This is a genomic window from Neobacillus canaveralius (assembly GCF_047237705.1).
In the GTDB taxonomy this organism is placed as follows: domain Bacteria; phylum Bacillota; class Bacilli; order Bacillales; family Cytobacillaceae; genus Neobacillus; species Neobacillus niacini_K.
On sequence record NZ_JBDFLL010000001.1, the window covers coordinates 2,078,540 to 2,100,096 of the forward strand.

18 protein-coding genes and 2 pseudogenes are annotated in these 21,557 nt (G+C 36.9%); 17 read left to right on the plus strand and 3 right to left on the minus strand.

What is annotated here, in order from left to right; genetic code table 11:
• Nucleotides 1-9 precede the first annotated feature (9 nt).
• From ABC255_RS10615 to ABC255_RS10630, 4 genes are all read left to right on the plus strand, one after another.
• Nucleotides 10-1,293 carry a TRAP transporter large permease gene (locus ABC255_RS10615; protein ID WP_335531781.1) on the plus strand — a complete coding sequence of 428 codons (1,284 nt, stop codon included), beginning with the start codon at nucleotides 10-12 and terminating at the stop codon, nucleotides 1,291-1,293.
• A 163-nt stretch (nucleotides 1,294-1,456) separates the two neighbouring features.
• Nucleotides 1,457-1,582 (plus strand): hypothetical protein, encoded by a 126-nt coding sequence (locus tag ABC255_RS10620; RefSeq protein ID WP_412993344.1) that lies wholly within the window; start codon nucleotides 1,457-1,459, stop codon nucleotides 1,580-1,582.
• A gap of 23 nt (nucleotides 1,583-1,605) precedes the next feature.
• Entirely contained in the window at nucleotides 1,606-3,084 is a 1,479-nt protein-coding gene (locus ABC255_RS10625) for a recombinase family protein (protein WP_412993345.1), read from the plus strand.
• 493 nt (nucleotides 3,085-3,577) lie between these two features.
• A complete protein-coding gene (locus ABC255_RS10630; RefSeq protein WP_412993347.1) occupies nucleotides 3,578-5,452 on the plus strand; it encodes a GmrSD restriction endonuclease domain-containing protein in 1,875 nt (624 codons plus the stop codon).
• A gap of 480 nt (nucleotides 5,453-5,932) precedes the next feature.
• Here ABC255_RS10630 and ABC255_RS10635 read toward each other — a convergent pair.
• Both ABC255_RS10635 and ABC255_RS10640 read right to left on the minus strand, forming a co-directional pair.
• Nucleotides 5,933-6,475, minus strand: a pseudogene (locus ABC255_RS10635) (IS110 family transposase); the annotation flags it as partial.
• 393 nt (nucleotides 6,476-6,868) lie between these two features.
• Nucleotides 6,869-7,324 carry a MerR family transcriptional regulator gene (locus tag ABC255_RS10640; protein WP_412993349.1) on the minus strand — a complete coding sequence of 152 codons (456 nt, stop codon included), beginning with the start codon at nucleotides 7,322-7,324 and terminating at the stop codon, nucleotides 6,869-6,871.
• Nucleotides 7,325-7,838: 514 nt separating this feature from the next.
• Here ABC255_RS10640 and ABC255_RS10645 point away from each other — a divergent pair.
• The 7 genes and pseudogenes from ABC255_RS10645 to ABC255_RS10680 all read left to right on the plus strand — a co-directional run bounded on the left by ABC255_RS10645 (nucleotide 7,839) and on the right by ABC255_RS10680 (nucleotide 13,715).
• Nucleotides 7,839-9,038 (plus strand): MFS transporter, encoded by a 1,200-nt coding sequence (locus ABC255_RS10645; protein WP_412993351.1) that lies wholly within the window; start codon nucleotides 7,839-7,841, stop codon nucleotides 9,036-9,038.
• Nucleotides 9,039-9,398: 360 nt separating this feature from the next.
• On the plus strand, nucleotides 9,399-9,935 hold the full coding sequence (locus ABC255_RS10650; RefSeq protein ID WP_412993353.1) for an aldo/keto reductase: 537 nt from the start codon (nucleotides 9,399-9,401) through the stop codon (nucleotides 9,933-9,935).
• A 35-nt stretch (nucleotides 9,936-9,970) separates the two neighbouring features.
• Entirely contained in the window at nucleotides 9,971-10,258 is a 288-nt protein-coding gene (locus ABC255_RS10655) for an aldo/keto reductase (protein WP_412993355.1), read from the plus strand.
• Nucleotides 10,259-10,355: 97 nt separating this feature from the next.
• Complete coding sequence (locus ABC255_RS10660) at nucleotides 10,356-10,679, plus strand: Dabb family protein (RefSeq protein ID WP_412993356.1); 324 nt, start codon at nucleotides 10,356-10,358, stop codon at nucleotides 10,677-10,679.
• 66 nt (nucleotides 10,680-10,745) lie between these two features.
• Complete coding sequence (locus ABC255_RS10665) at nucleotides 10,746-11,372, plus strand: NAD(P)-dependent oxidoreductase (protein WP_412993358.1); 627 nt, start codon at nucleotides 10,746-10,748, stop codon at nucleotides 11,370-11,372.
• Between the two features lie 167 nt (nucleotides 11,373-11,539).
• Nucleotides 11,540-12,502 (plus strand): aldo/keto reductase, encoded by a 963-nt coding sequence (locus ABC255_RS10670; RefSeq protein WP_412993360.1) that lies wholly within the window; start codon nucleotides 11,540-11,542, stop codon nucleotides 12,500-12,502.
• A gap of 338 nt (nucleotides 12,503-12,840) precedes the next feature.
• Nucleotides 12,841-13,715 (plus strand): annotated as a pseudogene (locus ABC255_RS10680) (aldo/keto reductase family protein).
• A 366-nt stretch (nucleotides 13,716-14,081) separates the two neighbouring features.
• On the opposite strand, the gene ABC255_RS10685 reads toward ABC255_RS10680, so the two are convergent.
• On the minus strand, nucleotides 14,082-15,350 hold the full coding sequence (locus ABC255_RS10685) for an MFS transporter (protein WP_412998533.1): 1,269 nt from the start codon (nucleotides 15,348-15,350) through the stop codon (nucleotides 14,082-14,084).
• Between the two features lie 81 nt (nucleotides 15,351-15,431).
• Between ABC255_RS10685 and ABC255_RS10690 the strand changes: the two genes are divergently transcribed.
• From ABC255_RS10690 to ABC255_RS10715, 6 genes are all read left to right on the plus strand, one after another.
• Nucleotides 15,432-16,016, plus strand: coding sequence for a TetR/AcrR family transcriptional regulator (locus tag ABC255_RS10690; RefSeq protein ID WP_412993364.1), 585 nt, complete (start codon nucleotides 15,432-15,434; stop codon nucleotides 16,014-16,016).
• 384 nt (nucleotides 16,017-16,400) lie between these two features.
• Complete coding sequence (licT, locus tag ABC255_RS10695; protein WP_412993365.1) at nucleotides 16,401-17,240, plus strand: BglG family transcription antiterminator LicT; 840 nt, start codon at nucleotides 16,401-16,403, stop codon at nucleotides 17,238-17,240.
• Between the two features lie 135 nt (nucleotides 17,241-17,375).
• The gene (locus tag ABC255_RS10700) at nucleotides 17,376-19,217 is read left to right on the plus strand and encodes a beta-glucoside-specific PTS transporter subunit IIABC (protein WP_412993367.1); all 1,842 of its coding nucleotides are present in this window, start codon (nucleotides 17,376-17,378) and stop codon (nucleotides 19,215-19,217) included.
• Between the two features lie 122 nt (nucleotides 19,218-19,339).
• Complete coding sequence (locus ABC255_RS10705; RefSeq protein WP_412993369.1) at nucleotides 19,340-20,797, plus strand: glycoside hydrolase family 1 protein; 1,458 nt, start codon at nucleotides 19,340-19,342, stop codon at nucleotides 20,795-20,797.
• Between the two features lie 314 nt (nucleotides 20,798-21,111).
• Entirely contained in the window at nucleotides 21,112-21,255 is a 144-nt protein-coding gene (locus tag ABC255_RS10710) for a hypothetical protein (RefSeq protein WP_335555467.1), read from the plus strand.
• Nucleotides 21,256-21,396: 141 nt separating this feature from the next.
• Nucleotides 21,397-21,552 (plus strand): hypothetical protein, encoded by a 156-nt coding sequence (locus tag ABC255_RS10715; RefSeq protein WP_412993372.1) that lies wholly within the window; start codon nucleotides 21,397-21,399, stop codon nucleotides 21,550-21,552.
• The last annotated feature ends 5 nt before the right edge of the window (nucleotides 21,553-21,557 follow it).

Below are 21,557 nucleotides of genomic sequence, written 5' to 3' on the forward strand. Positions count from 1 at the left end.
GAATAGGCAATGACAATGGGAGTGTTTTTAGTAAGTTTGATTGGTGCAATGGCTTTAGGAATGCCGATTGCCTTTGCACTGCTTTTAAGTGGTGTCTTTATGATGTTTTTCCTAGGGGATTTTGATACGCAGATTATTTCACAAAATTTGTTTGTCGGAGCCGATAGCTTTTCCTTAATGGCGATTCCATTCTTTATTTTAGCCGGAGATTTAATGAACCGAGGCGGACTAACTCTAAGAATCGTCCGTGCAGCGACTGCATTGGTTGGTCATATTCGCGGCGGGTTAGGATATGTTTCAATTTTAGCCATTTTATTATTTGCCAGTTTAGTAGGATCGGCTGTTGCATCGACTGCGGCATTAGGAGCCATCTTAATCCCAATGATGACCCAGGCTGGGTATGACAGAGGCCGTTCGACGGCATTGATTGCAAGCGGTAACATTGTGTCTCCAATTATGCCTCCATCTGTTCCGATGATTGTCTTTGGTGTAACAGCAGGAGTATCTGTTACCGATCTATTTATTGCAGGTATTGCTCCTTCGATTTATATTGCCATTGCTCTTAGTCTTGTTTGGGCTTGGGTAGCACGTAAGGACAAGGTAAAAACGCTGCCGCGTGCTAGTTTTAAAGAAATGGCGAAGGCTTGTTTGGATGCGGTTTGGGCAATTTTAATGCCTGTTGGTATATTAATTGGTCTTAGAGGTGGATTTTTTACTCCGACAGAGGCCGGTGTGGTTGCTGTTGTATACGCTTTAATCATCGGGATGTTTATCTATCGTGATCTAAAGCCAAAAGATGTCATGGAGAGCTTAATTAGTTCTGCGAAAACATCAAGTGTCATTATGTTGTTGGCTGCGGGTGCGATGGTATCTGCATGGTTGATGGCAGTAGGGAATGTACCACAAGACATTTCTGAGTTTTTAGCACCGTTAATTGATCGTCCGTTGCTTCTTTTAATCGTGATTAATATCATTATTATTTTGGTCGGTATGGCCATGGACGTTAATCCAACCATCTTGATTCTAACACCAGTGTTAATGCCTGTTGTCGAAGCAGCAGGAATCGACCCAGTCTATTTTGGTCTATTGTTTGTATTGAACAATGTTATTGGACTTTTAACCCCGCCAGTTGGAACCGTTCTAAATGTTGCGGTTGGTGCAGGTAAAATAAGTATGGAACGTTTGATTAGGGCCATCACCCCGTTCCTGATTGTCGAAATCGTTATCTTATTCTTATTAATTTTTATTCCAGAATTAGTAACTGTCCCAATGGAGTTTTTCTCTGGGGAATAAGCCATAATGGGGTCAGACCCCTAAAAGGAAGTTAACACATTGGTTAAAATCGTCTCTGCAAAAAGAGGCGATTTTTCTTTTTCTCCATTGTGAGCGATACCTCAAATGGTGCATATACTATTGTAATCAAAATTCACGACTCATCATTGAGAGGATGGAGGATATGAAAAGAAGGAATATACCGAAGTATAAGGTCGGTGATACGGTCGTGATAACGATGTATGGTACAGTTGGCAAAGTAACGGATGTTACCTTTCTGTTTTTATTGGTTATGTGTTATGATTATTAATATGACACATTGGGGGTTAAGAAATGGCGTTGGCTGCTATTTATTTACGCTTATCAAGGAACGAGGAACAATTAGATATTGAGGAAATATTAACAAATCATCGAAATGCTCTTATCAAACTTGCAAAGCAACATAAGTTGACATATGACGTGTATCAAGAAATTTCGAGTGGTGTCAACACACAAAGACCTCAGTTGAATTTATTGTTAAGTAAATTAGAAGAATACGATTTTCTTTTGGTAATGGATATAGACCGGATTTCTCGTGACAATGCCTATGCTGAACAAATTAAATCACTCTTAATTGCTCATGACATCAAAATACTAACACCACAGGGTGCGATTGATCTAAATCAAGAAAGTAATGAAATGTTATTTTCTTTCCAGGCAATGATGGCAAATTTTGAGTATAAGCAAATCAAAAAGCGTTTGGGACGAGGTCGATTGGCGGCGGCTGAGCAAGGAAGATGGACAATGAGTAATAAGGCACCATTGGGGTATGAAAAGGGCGATAATCAAAAACTAGTTATTGTTAAGGATGAAGCAAAAATAATTCAGTACATATTCCAAAAGACGCTGGAAAGAATTAGTGCAAACGAAATAGCCAAACAATTAGATATGTTCGGTTGGAGGAGTAGAAGTGGAAAGGTCTTAACGACTGCACATATCTCTCAAATAAGAAGAAATGTTGTTTATTACGGAGTAGTCCAAGCTTGTAGACGTGTTAATGGCAGAGTGGTTGACCAAGTATTTGTTGAGAATGCTCACGAACCAATCGTATCAAAGCAACAATGGTTAGAAGTTCAAAAAATCTTAGAAGAAAATACAACAGGTAATTTCTTTAACAAAAAGAAAGCAACAAGAAGACTGCAAAATCTTATTTATTGTAACTGCTGTGAGAGAAAAAGATATATACAATCGGATGGATCTGGAACTGATTTTATAAAATCTTGTTCTTATAAAATAAGCAATAACGCTTGTAAAGATAAAGGGTATAAGTATACTCCTGTCGAAGAAAGTGTGATACAAACGGTAAAAGAAAAGAAGGAAGATTTTGAAAGAGCTTTAAAAAAATTAAAATCCCTCGATACTACTGATGAAGCAAATAAATTAACTGACCAGAAGGTCTCATTATTAAAACAAATGGAGAAATTTGAAAAAAGACAAAAAAATCTAACAATAATGAGAATGGATGGGGAAATAAGTAAGAGTGAATTTCTTGAATTGAATGAAGAGAATGAAGAGCAAATTAAACACGTTAAACAACAAATTGAATTAGTAAACATAAAATTAGAAAATTTGAATAATACAGGTGAAGAACAATTACGGTTAACATATAATATTGAAACTCTAGAAAATATTGATAATATGAATCCTGAAGATTGTAATACTTTCCTTAAAACCTTTATTAAGAAAATTTGGTTCTCAACTAATACAACTGCAAATCATAATACAAAAAAAGAAGCTCCACACCCCACAATTGATATAGAGTGGCTAGATTGAAATCAATCGACTTTAATTGGCTGCTAAGATTTACATTGCTATAAAATAACTATTTAGCTAAATTTATTACATTGAAAAATAATATGTCTAGGGTTTAGATTCCTAGGCATTTTTTTGTTTTAAACTTCTTAATTTACTATTCTAGAACAAACGTATGTTTGATAAAATTCCATTGGGTGGATTTCTTGCATAAATATTATGCTCACAAGAAAATATATGATATTAAAGGTAACCCACTAATACAGGTCCAGTAATGCATTTCAAAAATGGACAAATAATTTATTTTACTCTTGATGAACTTGAAAAGGATGAAAATGTTTCAAGTAAAAGACCAATTTAAGGTTTTTAATTTTACCTAATCTATTTATATTTTTAGGGTCGGAAAAATGTTAGAATTTTGATAAAATTAGTTAAAAAGAATATTTTGATTTTTATTTGTTTAAATCAATATTATAGTACATACTAAATAAACTTTTGATAGGATAGGTGTGAATTGGTTAAGGATATTATTATTACAAATCGGGCAATATCACCATTAGAAAAACAGGCATATAAAAATCTAAGAGATTATGATGGTGGCGAATACAAAGTTAATAACGCTAAAGAAATCTCTAAAATTATTTTTGAAAGTGATATAGAATATAAGTATAATCCTAGGGCACTTGAAATTACCCAAGAGCATATAGATGAGTATGTATTGCATGCTCAGATTATTAATTTAAAACACTCTGATTTTCAACCAGGCGTTTTTGCCGAAAGAAATTCTTATGAAGCATCTTTTGCTAAAAAAGTATATTTTGATTCTGAACTTGAATTTATTATCAGTCTCTTTATATCTCACCATAATATCCATGCTTTTGAAGATGGAAATAAAAGAACTGCTTTAAATTTATTTATAGATTTTATTGATAAATTAGTAAATCTGTATATTTATAATATTATAATTGTTCAAGATGCACAAATATTGTATCTAGAAAAAAAAATCACAGAAAATCAATTTAAAAAATTACTGTACTTTGAAGTGAGGAAAAAAATGTTTAAAACAAATATTAAGTGTAACCTAGAACATCTAATACCAAGAAGTAATGTTGAAAACAACAATAATGGTGTTATTTCTCAGTCAGATAGAAGAAGTAGCTTTAACTTAACAGAATTGGAAAAAGGGCAATTTTTTTATGAGCAACTGAGAAAGCCAATTTTTCAACGGGATACAAATCAATGGACCGTAGAAAGGCTAGAAAAGTTAATTTTAACATTTTTAGATGATGGTTTAATTCCTGCTATTATTTTATGGGAAGACTTAGATGGTTCCATATATGTTATAGATGGTGCCCATCGGATCAGTTCATTAATAGCTTGGGTAAACTCAGACTACGGAAAAGAAAATGAACTTAACGATAGTAATCATACTGCAATTGAGGAATATATCAATAATAGAATCGGTAGTTATGAAGAAATTAAACGTTCTAAAGATGAAAAATATAAAGCAGCAAAACAAATAATTGCTAAGCGATCTATTGCTGTTCAATGGGTTACGGGGGATTATGGAAAAGTAAAAGAATCATTTATTAGAATAAATGAACAAGGAGTAGTGATTACTGAAGATGAAAAAGAGCTGATTGAGAATGACCAATTACCAACTTCTAAATTAAGTAGGGCAATTCTAGGACATGGTTTAGGTCAGGTCTCAAATAGTCAAAATGAAAAAACAAATGAAATTTTCAATCGTTTCTTCAAACCATTTTTATCTTATGAACTAAATAATTATCCTTTAGCAGGTTCGATAAATGAAGATTTTGTAATATCTAAAATATATAATGTGGTTAAAATAATTGATAATGGAGAAAAACTTGATGTATCAAATTTAACCGAAAAAGTAACGACGATTTTACGATTCCTTCAAGATTATCTTAATATTTCTCAAAAAATTTATTTTTATGGGGCGACTAAAAAGCATAAGACCAATTCTTTCTATGGATTTATAAGATTCGCATTGTTACTGAATGAAGACGAACAATTAAACCATGTTTTTATAAAAAACAGAAAAATTTTTGAGGAATATTTAGTTGAAAATGAAGGACACATTCAGGTAATCGCGAGAAAGAAACGTCAAGCTAAAAGGGCGTATGAAGAAATAGCTAAATATTATCAAACTCTTCTTTTAGCATGTGCATCAAATGATTTCAATGATTTACAAAATGAATTTTCTTATTTGGATTTCGGGAAGAGAAAGTATTTATCCAAGAAGGAACAAAATATTAGAAGAAATTATGAGGAATTTATATTAGATGTACCTCGCTGTATAAAATGTCAAGGTTTTATTGATGGAGAAGTTACAGCTATGAAGACACACAATTGCTGTTGCTAGTTAAAAGTTTTTTATGCATTTTCTTTGTTTAATCAAGCTACTAAACAACAAAGAGCAATTGAAACCAAATAAGTTTTTATAAGCCAAAAATATTCAGGTTTTTAAACAAAACTTGTTTATTATTGGCTTATTTTTCTTTTTTTAATTGAGTATGGATTTAGCTTACTTCAATATGCCAAAGCGTTTTTATAGGAAGATTTATGCTGTATTTGCTGAATAAAACTTCAGAGAATTCAGTAAAAGGACATTCAACTCCATCTTGAATAATATCGTGTATCTTCATTGTATTTTGGTTATATATACGAGTTGACATTGAATAAAAAGGAGATGAATCTTGCTCCCTTTATCTTACTTACTGCTGACGGTAATTTTTTCCTATAGAAATTTATTAAATCACTGACCTTTTCACATGTCGAGAAAGCGACACAAGTCTTGCTCTGAAATGGGATTGGTCCTCCTTCCAGCATTAAAGGCGAATACAAGAGTTAATAGTGATACTACCGAATATAAGTCACCAAAAACACCTCTGTATTCAGGGAAGACCTGGTCCAGAATCGCTTGGAATTGTAGCTTTGTTTGAATCAATACACCAGTAATATTTTCGTGCTGTCTTGTAAGATTCCGAAGGTTTAATAGCTGCACACCACGCTTCTTATACGGCTCTATATCCTCCTTATAAAACAGCTCGCAGAGATGGAAAGCATCTATCGCATCTGTCTTTACTTTCCGAAGACTTGAACTTTTAGCCTTATAAGAAATCAATGGATTAATGATTATCAATAAATACCCTCGGTCCTCCAAGTATTGAACAACAGAGGAATGATAATGTCCTGTCGCTTCTAGAACAATAGGTGGTTTCTTACCAGTTTCTCTCTTAACCACCTCCAGAAACTCTACAAGTAAATCAAGACCTTCTATAGTATGAGAAACTTTAAAACTCTTACGGTATGGTTTGCCTTTATCTAAAAATGCCTGAACTTGACTTTCCCCTTTTGAAACATCCAGACCAATGACTGGATTCATTCTAAAATCTCCTCCTAAACTATTAATTTGCCAGTAACCCCTAATCCTCCATGCAGTTTCACAGCTTCGCTTGTTATACGAGATCTAAGTCCCAACCAGCCTCAATCATGTTTCTACAAGTAGGGGGCGAACCGTTTAGCTGACGGGGTCAAAGCCCCACGGGCAGTTACGTTCTACCCTGGCTACTAATATAATAAGACCAAAATAAATAAGGTCAACCAGAAATATTTAGCATTCTGGTTAACCTTATAATACGAAAGGGCAGGTTAGTTTAAGTATATTCCTTCACAAAGTTAAAAAAAGCCGATTTTCCATAAGGATCATCGACATTTCTTCTGTGAGAAAGAACAATTTCATAACAGCATAATAGTGAACCATTACAATTAGCAAAAATTAATGAGCAATCTTCATTTTATCTTCTACCGATGAGCAGGATGGATTGCCATTTTTATTATTTTGCCAATGGGCAGGATTGGTATCATCCGGAATCACTTGATTTATAATGTCACGGTAGTGTTTTTCTTTATTAGTAATATATTCTGCCATTAATTTTATTTCTTCTAATTGAGCTAGAACAATTTCTTTTTGCTTAAATATCATTTCATAACGTTCCTGAGTGGTAGAACCGCCTTCCAAACACAAGTCTACATATTTTTTGATGTCTTCCACTGACATACCACATTTTTTTAAATATTTCGAGCCTCTTAGCCAGTTTATAGAGTCGTCATTAAAAATACGATTATTATTTTTATCACGCTGTAAACTTGGAACTAATCCCTTATCAGTATAAAAGCGAACGGTGTGTTCAGTTAGGTCAAGTAGTTTGGCAACTTCTTTTACAGTATACATGTAGCCCTCCTCATTCTTCAGTTTGAATTATTTTAAATAAAATCATTGACCTCGTGTAACTCGAAGGTGAAAAAGTGATAATACTTTAAGTTCCTAAGATTGTAAACCCCTGATTCAAAAACATGGAAAACTTAATTCACCAATATTGACTTCGTGTTACTCGAAAGTTGTATATTTACAATTGTTCAAGGGACTGAAATTAAATCCCATAATAAATTATGTAAGTCAAGGGGAGATTCCATAGGACATTAAAATAGTGAATAAAAAGGGGGTGTTATAAAAAAATTCAAAACTATTGACTTCGTGTTACTCGAAGATCGTATGCTTATAATTGGTTTAGGGCTGGTATTTTTAAGACCAACGATAAGTCATATAAAGTAAGAACCATTAATATGGGAAGCAGCGCTGAAAGAAATATAAAAGAAAGTGAAAGAAACAGTTGCCATAGTATTAGACGAAGCTCTCACAACTTCATTGTAAGAATTCAGCAGTTATATTAGAAGGAGGTTCTATCATGTCACAAATATCTACCAAGTCCGACCGCCGGATGACCCCGGCTAAAACACTCATCTTCGCGATCGCCGCAGGGCTGGCTGTCGGCAATCTCTATTTGTCCCAGCCACTTTTCGCGATCATCGCCACGTCCCTCGGCGTCTCGTCATCGAGCGCAGCGATGCTGGTGACCGTCACCCAGTTCGGATATGCGCTAGGGATCTTTCTCCTCGTGCCGCTGGGCGATGTTCTCAACCGACGTCGGCTCATTCCACTAATCCTGAGTCTGTCAGCCGTAATGCTCATCGGCTCAGCCTTTGCACCGACGTTCTCTGTGCTCCTCGCGGCACTCGGCGGCGTAGGATTGACCACCGTCGCTGCGCAACTTCTGACTCCGCTGGCTAGTGAGCTCGCTGAGCCTGAGCGACGCGGAAGAGTGGTCGGCACGGTCGCATCGGGCGCCCTAATTGGCATCCTGCTCTCGCGCACCATTAGTGGCTTAGTCTCTGACCTTCTCGGCTGGAGGGCGATTTATGGGATTGCGTCCGTCGCCACACTCATTCTTGCCGCCATACTGTACAAGATTATCCCGCGCCTTGAACCACGCGAACCTATCGCCTACCCGCGTCTTCTAGCATCGGTGTTCACTACGGTGGCGAGTCATCGGGCTGTGCCCCCGACGCTGTTCATCTCTGCAGCGAACTTCGCCGTGTTCTCACTGTTCTGGACATCATTGACCTACCTGCTGACGGCACCGCCGTTCTCCTATTCGGCTGGGCAGATCGGGCTCCTGGGACTTGCGGGCTTGGCAGGTGCACTCGCCGCACGGCGTGCAGGAGCACTGCACGACCGTGGCTGGTCCGTGCCCGCAGCAGGAGGCGCCCTTGTGCTGCTCGCACTGTCACTGGTTGCGGGCTGGGCAGCGAGAAGTTCAATCATCGGGTTGATCGTCGTTGTCATCGTATTGGACATCGCCACGCAGACCAACCTTGTTTTGGGGCAGACCCGGCTCTTCGCTCTCCCTGGATCTGCACGCAGCCGACTTAACACGTCCATCGTCGTGAGCAACTTCCTTGGAGGTGCGTTCGGATCGGTTATCGCAGGTCCCCTCTGGTCGTTCGGCGGCTGGAACGCAATTATGATCGCTTCCCTGGTCATTAACCTTACCGGGCTCATCGTCTGGGGCTTAACTCGCCGTACCCGCCTGCCGGACGTAACCTAATCGCAGGTCGGCACGAGAGTGATCGACGAAAGGAAAGATACTGGCTTGAGGGAGCGGAAGCGGATATTATAGGAATCCAAAAACGGTCCAAGGAGAATAGGAAAAAACATAACGATTCAAATATAGACGTTTCGTTTGTGGCGATGGATGACAATAACGAAACCATCCTTCAAGAGCTATTGCAGTAATAAAAGGAAGATTAGAGGTATTAAAAAGTTACTTTAAAACTGTTGACTTCGTGTTACACGAAGGTTATATGTTTATAATCGTCATAGGCTGAAATTAAATCCCTATGATAAGTCATTTATAGAAAGGGCGTTTATTACGAAGAAAATATCTTTATAAAAGGAGTGATGGAAAATGGAATATGTAACATTAAGTAATGGTGTAGAAATGCCGATTTTGGGATATGGTACTTATCTAGTTAGTCCGGAAGAATGTGAAAACCTTGTACTAGAGGTTATTGCTACTGGTTATCGTTCCATTGACACAGCGCAAGCTTATTACAATGAGGAAGGCGTAGGAAATGCCATTTCAAAATGTGGCATCCTACGTGAAGCGTTGTTCCTAACTACTAAAGTTTGGGTATCAGAAGCAGGATATGAGAAAGCTAAAGCTTCCATTCATGAATCTTTACGTAAATTACAAACTGATTATGTTGATTTATTACTTATTCATCAACCTTATGGTGATTATTACGGAACATGGAGAGCGATGGAAGAAGCCTATAAAGAAGGGAAAGTTCGTGCGATTGGTTTAAGTAATTTTGCCGCAGATCGCTTTATTGACCTTGTTACCTTTAGTGAAGTAAAACCTGTAATGAATCAATTAGAAACACATCTTTTCAACAGCAAAAATTTAATCGCCGATATCTTGAAAAATACGATGCTCTATTAGAATCGTGGTCTCCACTGGCAAGAGGAGAAAAGAATATGTTCTCTAATCCGTATCTTTTAGAAGTAGGCAAAAAATATAATAAGAGTGCTAGTCAAGTGGCGTTACGCTTCTTAGTTCAAAGCGGAATTGTCACTTTAGTGAAATCATCCACTCCAGAACATATGAAAGAAAATATTGATATCTTTGATTTTGTTCTTTCAGAAGAAGAAATGAAGACAATGGAGGATATGGATGAAGGTGTAAACTTCTTCATGGAGCATGATAATCCAGAGCATATGTATAATTTCTTTGGTAACTATGGATTTATTTCCACTGATAAATAGGAAGCTAGTTTTGCAACTGATATGTGTTGATGGTAGTTTCGGAGCTTAAGCTAAACTCGAAGTAAATTGTTGAGAGAGGCTGTAGGAAAATGAAAGATTGATTAGTAAAGAAAGAAGGAATTTAATGATTCGACACATTTTCATCGCCCCTATAAAAGAGGGAATTTCAGAAGAAAAGGTAAATGAGAAAATTACTAAAATGAAGGAAATCAAAAATCAAGTGCCAGACAATATACAATTGACCGTAGGGAAAAATACTGGTTGGCTTGGAATAGCTAATGCAGTATCTATGGTTATTGATGTAAAGGATAAAGCTGACTTTGATGCCTTTTTAAGTCATCCTTATCATGTGCATATTGGTGAAACCGCAGACGACGTGTTTGATATATCAGGGTTTGTAATTTCACAAATTGAATATTAAAGGAATGTTCTATTTTTGTTATGGTGAGATTTTATTTCAAAATATATTAAAAGGAATGATGAGAAAATGAAAATTGCAGTTATTGGGGCACATGGTAAAGCAGGAAATTTAATTGCACAAGAAGCAATTAAGAGAGGTCATGATGTGACAGCGATTGTTCGAAAAAAACACAATGACAATTTCGAGAATGTAATTGAAAAAGATTTAATGGATTTGAACAAAGAAGATTTAGCAGGTTTTGATGCAGTTGCTAATGCAGTTAGTGCGTGGACAGAAGATACCTTTTTTATCCATACAGACGGTATTTCCCACTTGGCTCATCTGTTAGAGGGAACAGATACCAAACTATTGATGGTTGGTGGAGCAGGAACCTTATATATTAATAAGGAGCACTCCCTACAACTTATGGATAAACCGGATTTTCCCGAAGAAATAAAACCTTTGGGAAAAGCATTACGTGCTAATCTTGAAAGATTACGTTCATTCTCAAATATTAGATGGACGTATGTTTCACCCGCATACGAACTTGATTTTGATGGTCCAGAAACTGGAAATTACATCATTGGCGGAGAAGAGTTTTTTACCAACGATGAAGGTAAAAGCTATATCAGCTATTCAGATTATGCAAAAGCCTTTGTAGACATTATTGAAAATGACTATGTACGTCGGCGTGTTAGTGTTATTGGAGCATAAATCAAAAAATTAAAGAAAAAGTCGGTCTTCCAATAAGGATCATCGACTTTTCTTCTGTAATACAGAACAAATTCATAACAGGATGCTGTAGCTTATGCAATCAGCACACCTGAAACTCATGCTATAAGCGAAATTTTGATTATAAATGTTGAAAGCGGTGAAACGCAATGAAATTAGTTAAATTGCAAAAAGAGAAGATTCCTCCAATTGCACTTGGCACATGGTCATGGGGCACCGGCGAAGCAGGCGGGGATGCTGTTTTCGGGAATTATCTTACAGCGGAGGACTTAAAGCCAGTATTTGATGCTGCTATGGTTGCAGGATTCAATTTATGGGATACAGCGGCTGTATATGGGATGAACGCTTCAGAGAACATTTTGGGAAGCTTCATTAAAGGCAGGGAGGATGTGCTGATTTCAACAAAATTCACCCCACAAATAGCGAACGATAATGACAACGCTGTTGAGGAACTTTTGGACGGAAGCCTGAACAGGCTAGGCGTAGATCTTGCTGATATTTATTGGATACACAACCCAGCAGATGTGCAAAGATGGACACCTAAACTTATCCCTTTAATGAAAAGTGGAAAAGTAAAACATGTAGGTGTCTCGAATAATAATCTGGAAGAAATTAAGTTGGCAGCCAGCATCTTGGCGAAAGAAGGGCTGAAAATTTCAGCTGTCCAAAACCATTACAGCTTGCTTTACCGTTCATCGGAAGAAGCCGGAATTATTGACTACTGTAATGAAAATAATATGGTGTTCTTTTCTTATATGGTATTGAAACAAGGTGCATTAACTGACAAATACAATACGAAAAATCCTATGCCAAGTGGCACCAGAAGAGGCGAGGCATTTAATCCAGACGTGCTTACCAAGATCGAAAGCTTAATCCAAATAATGAGAGAAATCGGCAGTAAACACGATGCATCAACTGCACAAATTGCAACGGCTTGGTCAATTGCAAAAGGGACGGTACCGATTATTGGTGTTACAAAACAGACCCATATTGAGGATGCTATAAAAGCTGCCGAGGTCAATTTGACAGCACAGGAAATCCTTGAACTTGAAAAGGCAGCAAAAGAAACCGGCGTTGAGGTCAGAGGCGATTGGGAAAAGCCAATGCATTAACATAAAAATGAGTGCACTCTCTTATTAGCATTATATTGAAAAATGAATAATAGTTTTAGTGTACTCCTGTCAAGTAGTCCAAAATAAAAAAAGCCAATAATACAACCGAGTCCTTTATAGATTGGGCTCAGGTTGTTTGTTGGAGGTATTAATAAATGGATGATGTTTGTCTTTAAGTCGATTTTTACTAGAAAAAAGAGAGGTTACAAAATTGGCTTTATTAAAAATTATTTTTAAAAATTTTAATTAATCGCCGTCTAACGGGGGATTTTTTTTGTTTATAAATAAGGAGGTTACCAATAATGGAACTATCAAAATCGTCACGGAATGGAATAGACATGCCTCTCGTGGGATTTGGCACCTTCCAATTATCAATTGACCAAGCCGAATACTGTGTAAAAGAGGCACTTAAATCTGGATTTAGACATATTGATTCATCTGAGGCTTACAATAATGAAGAGGGCACTGGTAAAGGGATAAAAGCAGCTGGTGTTTCAAGGGATGATATTTTCGTAACTACTAAACTTTTTCCAGGATCTAAACAGTTGGGGACACCCGATAAAAACTATAAACAGACCATTGAAACTCTGAAAAATCAGCTTAAACAGCTTCAGCTTGACTATGTTGATCTTTACCTATACATGCTCCACTATCGGAACTTAGACTAGAACAGTGGAACGCTTTTGTAGAGCTAAAAAAATTAGGGCTTGCCAAGCATATTGGAGTGTCAAACTATAACATAGAGACAATTAAAGAGATATTGGATGCAGACCTGGCTAAACCTGAGGCAAACCAAGTTGAATTTCATCCAATTTGTGCCCAGGTAGATTTGACCAGGTACATGAAGGAGAATTCAATAGTACCGATTGCATATAGCTCGCTTGCCCCGCTTTCAACTTGGCGAGTTGAAGAAGGACAGGGAGGAGGAGAAGTTCTTGCCGAAATAAAAGAAGAATCCCAATTTGTCATTAATGAAATTGCTACAAAACTTAATGTGTCAGAAGCCAGATTGCTATTGAGGTGGGGATTGCAGCACGGCTATGGTGTATTAACGAGAAGCAGTAAACCGGAGAGAATCCGAGGAAATTTAAAATTTTTTGATTTTGAAATTCCTGATAAGGACATGGAGCGTTTGAATCGGTTAGATCAGAATCAAGCAATAGCTTGGGCATCCAGTGGTGTTAATCCAATGGAAGCTCCACCCCTCAAATAAATTTTATCACAAAAAAGAGAAAAGATTTGAAGATTCTAGCAATCGCCAAAGTTGACCCTCAAACAACTCTTGAGAAAACTAAACAGGATCAATTAGAAAATAGACTGTCAACATTTTAACTATAGTAATTGGCACAAAAAAAGCTGCCTTGCATTTGCTGATATGCTCCCCCTAGGGTAGACAGATAAAAAAGCAAATATCTGTATACGCTAGGGGGAGTGTTTTTTTGTCCAGGACAAAACTTTCTGCTGAAGAAAACAAAATAAGTTTCAAATTGATCCACGTATATTATAGGTAGATATGCAAAATAGGCAATTCGGTAAAAAGTAATACCGAAAATAAACAACTGAGGATGAGATTATCCCATCACTTTGTCATAATATTTTTTTCGAACATACGAGCAGGACTAAATAAGATGGCTGCGATAAGCACAGCAATTGTAACTGAGGCAGCCCCAACCCAAGTAATCGCTAGCATCGATGAGCTCCCCGCGGCAATCCCCCCGATACCAGCACCCGCGGCAATGCCAAGCTGGGTAAAAGAGCTGTTTAGACTAGCCATAATACCGGACGCTTCCGGAGCAAGAGAGACAACGTTAAAATTCTGTACCGACCCGAACGACCATGCAGCAATCATCCAAATTATGAGCAATGTGATAGAACCTATTAACGATCCAGAGATGATGGACAGCAGTATGAGGGCGAGAACTTGGAAGACATTGCTGCCGAAAAGCGTACGAGCGGTTCCGATTCGATCAGCCAGGAAACCACCAAGTTTCGAGCCGATCAAGCTCGCGATACCTAACCCAAAGAGAGCAGCGCTTATTTCCCCATCACCCATCTTCATAATGGAGGACAAAAATGGGGTCATGAATGTTTGGACCACCGAATAGCTGATAAATACGAATAGGGTCATACCAAGGGACATCAAGATGTTTGGCTTCTTCAACAAGGTTAGCTGCTTGCCCAGAGGGACTGGCGCATCGCCTTCTGTGACCGGAATTGTCCGTGCAACGGCGAAGATTGCCAGCAGACATATGATTCCGATGCCCCAGAAGATAGTTTTCCAATCGTAAGCTGTGGACAAAACACGACCAATTGGGACACCTATGACAAGGGCGGCACTGAAACCTGTTGCAATGGTGGCAACCGCTCCTGCCTGACGTCCCTCCGGTGCTAGTTTTGGCGCTACGGTAATGGCAGTTATGACAAAAACGCCCGTTCCTAAAGCAAGTACAACGCGAGATGCTATTAGAAAAATAAAACCAGATAGGGTAACTGTCATAAAGCTGCCGAGCACAAGTATAGAGAGAGCAAGTATTAATAACTTACGTCGATCCCATTTAGCCAGCGCCATCATGATAATTGGAGGTCCAAACGCATAAGCAATGGAGAAAACGGTGATCAATTGTCCTGCGGCTGATACGGATATATTAGCAGAGGCAGCGACTTTATCTAGAATCCCTGCAATGACGAACTCCGATGTGCCAACTATAAAGCTAATAAAGGCTAGCATGTAAATTTTCCAGGTATTTTTCATGGTGTTGAATTTATTCCTCCTTGTTTTTAATTCATATTGATGTTTTAAACCACATCTGTGTATAATTATAAACAGGAACAGAATATTAACAATCATCAATTTCACACGATTCGTGTTTTAGTGCACAGATTGATTAAAATTGTGAATAAATTTTTTAAAAGGATGGGGACTCTTACAATGTCTACGATTGATAGAAGAATACTGAGATCTCAAGAAGCAATAAAAAAAGCTTTTATCGAACTGATGGTTGAAAAAAATATTGATGACATTACAATACAGGATATTGCTGACAGGGCTAATGTGAATCGAAGAACCATCTATCTTCATTACATGGATAAGTTTGATCTGCTTGATAAGCTTATTGAAGAACATATTAAAAAACTTCGGGAAATCTGCGAAACAACATCAGATATGGATATTTTAAATGGAAGTCCGGGCTGGTTTGAATATTTTAAACAACATTATTCATTCTTTTCAGCGATGTTAGCTAGTAAAGGATCCCCTTTCTTCCGAAGTCGGTTCCTAGAGCTTGTAGTCGAAGATCTCAAGAATGCATATAATATAACAGAAGGAAAAAATCGTGGTCTAAGCGCAGATGTTATTCTTCAATTTTTTGGAACGGCTTGCGTAGGGGCAGTGGAATGGTGGTTCAAGAATGAAATGCCTTATCCACCTCTTGTTATGGAAGAACAAATGATGACCCTGCTAGATTCCATGGAAAGACTACCTCAATTTAGAGAAGTAGGTAAAGAGAATATCTAAATGGTGCTTTCACTAGGTCTCTACTATACAATAAGTTATTGTTTGTGGAGATTTGTATTTAAGGTAAACGGGGCGATGCTTATAGAAGCATCGCTTTTTCTTTGCAAAATATCTACTGTATAGGTCCTGTCTGATACTTCCGATAAGTTGGGCATGAATCCCCAGGGAGGGTTCACTTTTTTTATAAAATACACAATTCTATTAGTAATGTGTATTAATACACAGAACGCTTTGATTTGACTATTGAATCATCTGTTTTTTTTTTTATAGTAGTTTTATACAAGGTTAGAGCATACAGAACGGGTTGTTACTGTTAAATCAGGCAAAACCGTTACCTTTGAAAGAGGTAGGGTTTTGCCTTTTTCTATTATCGGAGGTGATAAAGTGAAAATCGATAAAATATTAAACAACAATGCAGTGATTTCAACAAAAAACAAACAAGAAATAATCATTATAGGACGTGGAATTGCTTTTAATAAACATGTTGGTGATGATATTAATAAACAGCAAATAGATAAAATTTTCACTTTAGAAAACGAAGATATAATGAAAAAGTTCAAGACCTTAATTGCTGATATGCCGATCGAGTATATGGAAATATCCGAAAAAATCATTGCATATGCAAAAATGAAACTCGGTAAAAAGTTAAACGATAGTATTTATATTCATTTAACTGATCATATTCATTTTGCAATTGAACGTTATAAAAATAATTTGCCTATTAAAAACGGATTGCTATGGGAGACTAGGCAACTATACAAAGATGAATATGAGATTGGTTTGGAAGCATTAAATATGATTTGTGAACAATTTGGTGTCATTTTACCTGAGGATGAAGCTGGGTTCTTAGCGCTTCATATCGTTAATGCTGAATTAAATGAAGAAATGCCTGTTGTAAAGAATATGACTAAAGTTATGCAAGAAATATTAACGATGGTTAGATATCATTTTAAGATTGAGTTTAATGAAAATTCTTTACCTTTTTATAGGTTTATTACTCATTTAAAGTTTTTTGCACAACGGTTAGTCAAGGGAAATCATTATAACAGTACAACAGATGATGGCTTATATTATGTCATACAGGAAAAATATCCAGAATCCCATAAGTGTTCACTGAAAATAAAAAAGTTTATTGAAAGCTCTTACACCTATGAATTAACAGATGAAGAGATGATTTATTTAACGATTCATATTGAAAGAGTAGTAAAAAATAATAACCGATGATTATAGGGTTGTAACCTGATGGGCAAAACCTAAATCAAACATTCATGACTGACTGTTTGATTTAGGTTTTTTTATTACCTTTTCAGTTAATCAACTTCAAAATTACAAATACCTTTCACTAAAGGAGTGAAGAAAATGAGTTACCAAAGCTTAGCAAAAGAAATTCTTGATCTAGTTGGAGGGGAACAAAATGTAGTAGGTCTTACTCATTGTGCTACTAGATTAAGATTCAAGTTAAAAAATCGTGCAAGTGCAAATAAAGCTGAAATTCAAAAACTTGATGGTGTATTAACTGTGGTTGAGAGTGGAGGACAACTTCAAGTTGTTATTGGAAATGAAGTTCCTTATGTTTATAAGGAAATAAACCAAATAGGTAAATTTTCGGTAGATACTAATTCGGCAAATGATGAAAAAATATCAATTGCTTCAAAAATATTTGATATTATTTCTGGAAGTTTTACTCCATTAATAGGAGCAATGGCAGGATCAGGTGTGCTTAAAGGATTATTGGCAATTCTAACGACATATCATATTTTGTCTCCAGATAGTGGAACTTATCATATATTGGCTGCGGCAGGGAATGCATTATTTTATTTCTTACCAGTTATACTTGCTGTTACCCTTTCAATCAAATTGGGTGCCAATCCATATGTAGGAGCTTCAATTGGAGCAGCATTATTAGAACCTAATTTTACGGGATTAATAGCAGGGAAAACATCAGAATTCTTAGGCATACCAATAGTCCCAATGAATTATTCATCTACTGTTTTTCCGATTTTTATAGCTATAATTTTATATTCGATTCTAGAAAAATTCTTAAAGAAAATTGTTCACAAAGATATACAAATGTTCTTAGTTCCAATGTTGTCATTAATGATTATGGTCCCTTTAACCGCAATGGCATTTGGTCCATTTGGAGTTTATGTCGGTGAAGGAATAAGTGGACTTATTAGTTTCTTAACTGGAAAAAGTGGTATGTTAGCTGGAGCTGTAATGGGAGGTTCTTGGGCTTTCTTAGTTATGCTTGGTATCCACGTTGGGTTAACACCTATTGTTGCAGCAAACCTTGCGAATGGTGCAGATCCACTCTTAGCTATGGTTGCAGCAGCTATTTTTGCCCAAATAGGTATAGCAATTGGTATTACGATAAGATCAAAAGACGCAAAAGTTAAGACAGTTGCAGGATCTACAGTATTTCCAGCATTAGTAGGTGGGGTAACAGAGCCCATTATTTACGGATTTATAGTCCGATATAAACGTACTATACCATATTTGATTATTAGTGGAGCAATTGGTGGAGCGATTATTGGATTCTTTGGTGTAAAACAAACAGCGTTAGTGTTGCCTTCATTGTTTGCTATTGCAGTAAATTCACCAATGGTACCTTATATAATTGCTATAGTTGGTTCTATGATTTTAGCACTACTGCTTACATTAGTTTTCGGATATGAAGATAAAAAGAAAATAGAAGTGGAAAAAATCATTGAAGAAAACAAGGTAGAAGCAGGAAAGACAATGATAAAAAAAGAAGCGATTGTTAGCCCATTAACTGGGGTAATTAAACCGTTAGCCGATGTCGATGATCCAGTGTTTTCATCAGCAGCTATGGGAAAAGGGGTTGCTATTGAACCGACTGTTGGAAAAGCTGTGTCACCTGTGAACGGTATTGTCACAATAGTTTTCCCGACAGGGCATGCAATTGGTATCACATCAGATGAGGGAGCAGAAATATTAATCCATATCGGAATCAATACTGTTCAATTAGAAGGAAAATATTATTCACCAGTTGTTAAACAGGGAGATCGGGTGAGCCAAGGTGACCTATTAGTTAATTTTGATATTGAAAAAATTAAAGAAGCTGGGTATCCGGTGATTACTCCAATTATTATTACAAATACAGACCGTTATATCGATATTATTGATATGAAAAAAGAAGAGGTTCAGGCAGAAGAAAGTTTATTAACATTAGTGGTTTAAGGATCTTTTTTTAAGAAATCTGGGGAGAGATTTAAGTCCTCTTCCCATTAGAAACTTTTTTATGACTGTAGTTTTATACAAAGTTAAAGCAGAAAAAAATAATTAATGTAGGTGAATATATAATGTCATTTATGAAAGATTTCCTATGGGGTGGCGCTATTTCAGCGAGTCAAGTAGAAGGAGCTTACTTGGAAGATGGAAAGGGTCTCTCAACTGCCGATATGATAACAGGCGGAAGTGTAAATAAAGAGCGAATGTTTTTTACTGAGAAAGTAGAAGGAGCCTATTATCCAACTCATGAAGCGATTGATTTTTATCATCGTTATAAAGAAGACATTGCACTTTTTGGTGAAATGGGCTTTAAAACGCTACGTCTATCCATTGCATGGTCGCGTATTTTTCCAAATGGTGACGATGCTGAACCGAATGAAAAAGGACTACAATTTTATGATGATGTATTTAACGAATGCTTGAAATATGGTATCCAACCGTTGGTGACCCTTTGCCATTACGAAATTCCATGGGAAATTGTCAAAAAGTATAATGGATTTGCAAGTCGGAATACCATCGATTTATTTGTTAACTACGCTAAAGTTTGTTTTGAGCGATTTGGCGATCGAGTGAAATATTGGCTAACATTTAATGAAATCAATGGTGCACCACTAGAAGGTACAGCGTTAAGTCATCTTGGAATGGTGGATGATTCTGTTTGGAGTTTGAAAAAACCTATATCTATTAGTGAATTGCCTGTTCTACCGAATCGTTACGAAGGTACTCACAATCAATTTATCGCTTCTGCTTTAGCTGTTAAAGCAGCACACGAGCTAGATATGGGCTTACAAGTTGGCTGTATGTTGTGTAATGTTCCGTGGTATCCGTTAACGCCAAATCCTAAAGATGTACTGGCGACACAAACGAAAGATCAAATGTTTAATTATTACTGTGGTGATGTGATGGTTCGTGGTGAGTACCCAACCTTTGTTTTGGACTTTTTTAAGAAAAATAGTATTGATGATTCATTTATTACAGAAGAAGATAAGCAAATCCTTAAAGAAGGAACCGTTGATTTGTATACATTCTCATATTATATGTCTAATTGTATTACCACTGATCCTACAGTTGGAATAGTCGGTGGAAATATCGTTGGTGGAGCGAAAAATCCTTACCTGGAAATTTCAGACTGGGGTTGGCAAATTGACCCTGAAGGAATAAAATATGTGCTTAAAAACCTGCATGATCGCTATCCACATACGCCGTTGATGATTGTTGAGAATGGATTTGGTGGGATCGATAAGATGGAAGAAGATGGTTCCATTCACGATCCTTACCGCATCGATTACTTGAGACAACATATAACTGCAGTGAAAGAAGCAGTGGCAGATGGGATACCAGTTATTGGGTATACGGCATGGGGTCCGATCGATTTAGTAAGTATTGGTACGGGCGAAATGTATAAACGTTATGGTTTTATTTATGTTGATCGCCATGACGATGGAACGGGTGACAATTCTCGCCATAAAAAGGATAGCTTCGATTGGTACAAAAAAGTGATTGAGACTAATGGGGAAGATTTATCTTAGAAACGTATTTAAACATTTTAGATTCTTATTGATGTTCGATACCTTAACATAATGATACTAATCTATTCGTGCAATACTAAACCAAATCAGGTTTATATAATAAGTTTGGAAAAACTCCCTTCATTAAATCTGGAAGGGAGTTTTTAATCATGGGAGTGAAGAATTAGAATTAAACCGCAGCGATTTTAGAGCAATACAGGTATAAAACAAACTTTACTTCAAAGTTACAACCATATATGTTTCAAAAATATGTAGACTTTTTATGTGAGAAGTAGGGTGACTTGTCAAAAGTAATAAAGAAGGGGGATAAATTTATGCCGAAACAGAATAATTTGGTAGCTGCTTCATCCGTTAGCAAGGCAGAGGTCCCAAAGGCTGTTTCTAAAATCATTTTGGGTGTAACCGCAGGGATGATACTTATAATCAGGCGGCGGCTGACTGGCTTGGGGTTCCCATGAAGCAGGCTATCGGCAAATTTTGACAGAGGTAAACCCGGTCCAGCCAGGTTTATTAAAGGTCTTTCAGAGCAAAGTGTACAGCTGGATCAACTGTGCAAACTGGGAAAGCGTACGGCCATTATTAATCGGGCACCTATTTACTTGGACGGTGAATTGATTGGAGCGGTTTCTACCGTCCGTGACATTACCGAATTACAGCAATACGAAGAGACGATGCGGCGAAAGATGCTGCAGCTAGTTTTTGAGGCTTTAAAGAAGTTCTCTGTTTATAACCAAAAACGGTCGTTTGTGGTTTAAACAGA

Coding starts and splice junctions, on each gene's coding strand:
- ABC255_RS10615 (WP_335531781.1), top strand. CDS start 10: ATGACAATGGGAGTGTTTTTAGTAAGTTTGATTGGTGCAATGGCTTTA.
- ABC255_RS10620 (WP_412993344.1), top strand. CDS start 1,457: ATGAAAAGAAGGAATATACCGAAGTATAAGGTCGGTGATACGGTCGTG.
- ABC255_RS10625 (WP_412993345.1), top strand. CDS start 1,606: ATGGCGTTGGCTGCTATTTATTTACGCTTATCAAGGAACGAGGAACAA.
- ABC255_RS10640 (WP_412993349.1), bottom strand. CDS start 7,324: ATGTATACTGTAAAAGAAGTTGCCAAACTACTTGACCTAACTGAACAC.
- ABC255_RS10645 (WP_412993351.1), top strand. CDS start 7,839: ATGTCACAAATATCTACCAAGTCCGACCGCCGGATGACCCCGGCTAAA.
- ABC255_RS10650 (WP_412993353.1), top strand. CDS start 9,399: ATGGAATATGTAACATTAAGTAATGGTGTAGAAATGCCGATTTTGGGA.
- ABC255_RS10655 (WP_412993355.1), top strand. CDS start 9,971: ATGTTCTCTAATCCGTATCTTTTAGAAGTAGGCAAAAAATATAATAAG.
- ABC255_RS10665 (WP_412993358.1), top strand. CDS start 10,746: ATGAAAATTGCAGTTATTGGGGCACATGGTAAAGCAGGAAATTTAATT.
- ABC255_RS10670 (WP_412993360.1), top strand. CDS start 11,540: ATGAAATTAGTTAAATTGCAAAAAGAGAAGATTCCTCCAATTGCACTT.
- ABC255_RS10685 (WP_412998533.1), bottom strand. CDS start 15,350: ATGATTGTTAATATTCTGTTCCTGTTTATAATTATACACAGATGTGGT.
- ABC255_RS10690 (WP_412993364.1), top strand. CDS start 15,432: ATGTCTACGATTGATAGAAGAATACTGAGATCTCAAGAAGCAATAAAA.
- ABC255_RS10700 (WP_412993367.1), top strand. CDS start 17,376: ATGAGTTACCAAAGCTTAGCAAAAGAAATTCTTGATCTAGTTGGAGGG.
- ABC255_RS10705 (WP_412993369.1), top strand. CDS start 19,340: ATGTCATTTATGAAAGATTTCCTATGGGGTGGCGCTATTTCAGCGAGT.
- ABC255_RS10710 (WP_335555467.1), top strand. CDS start 21,112: ATGCCGAAACAGAATAATTTGGTAGCTGCTTCATCCGTTAGCAAGGCA.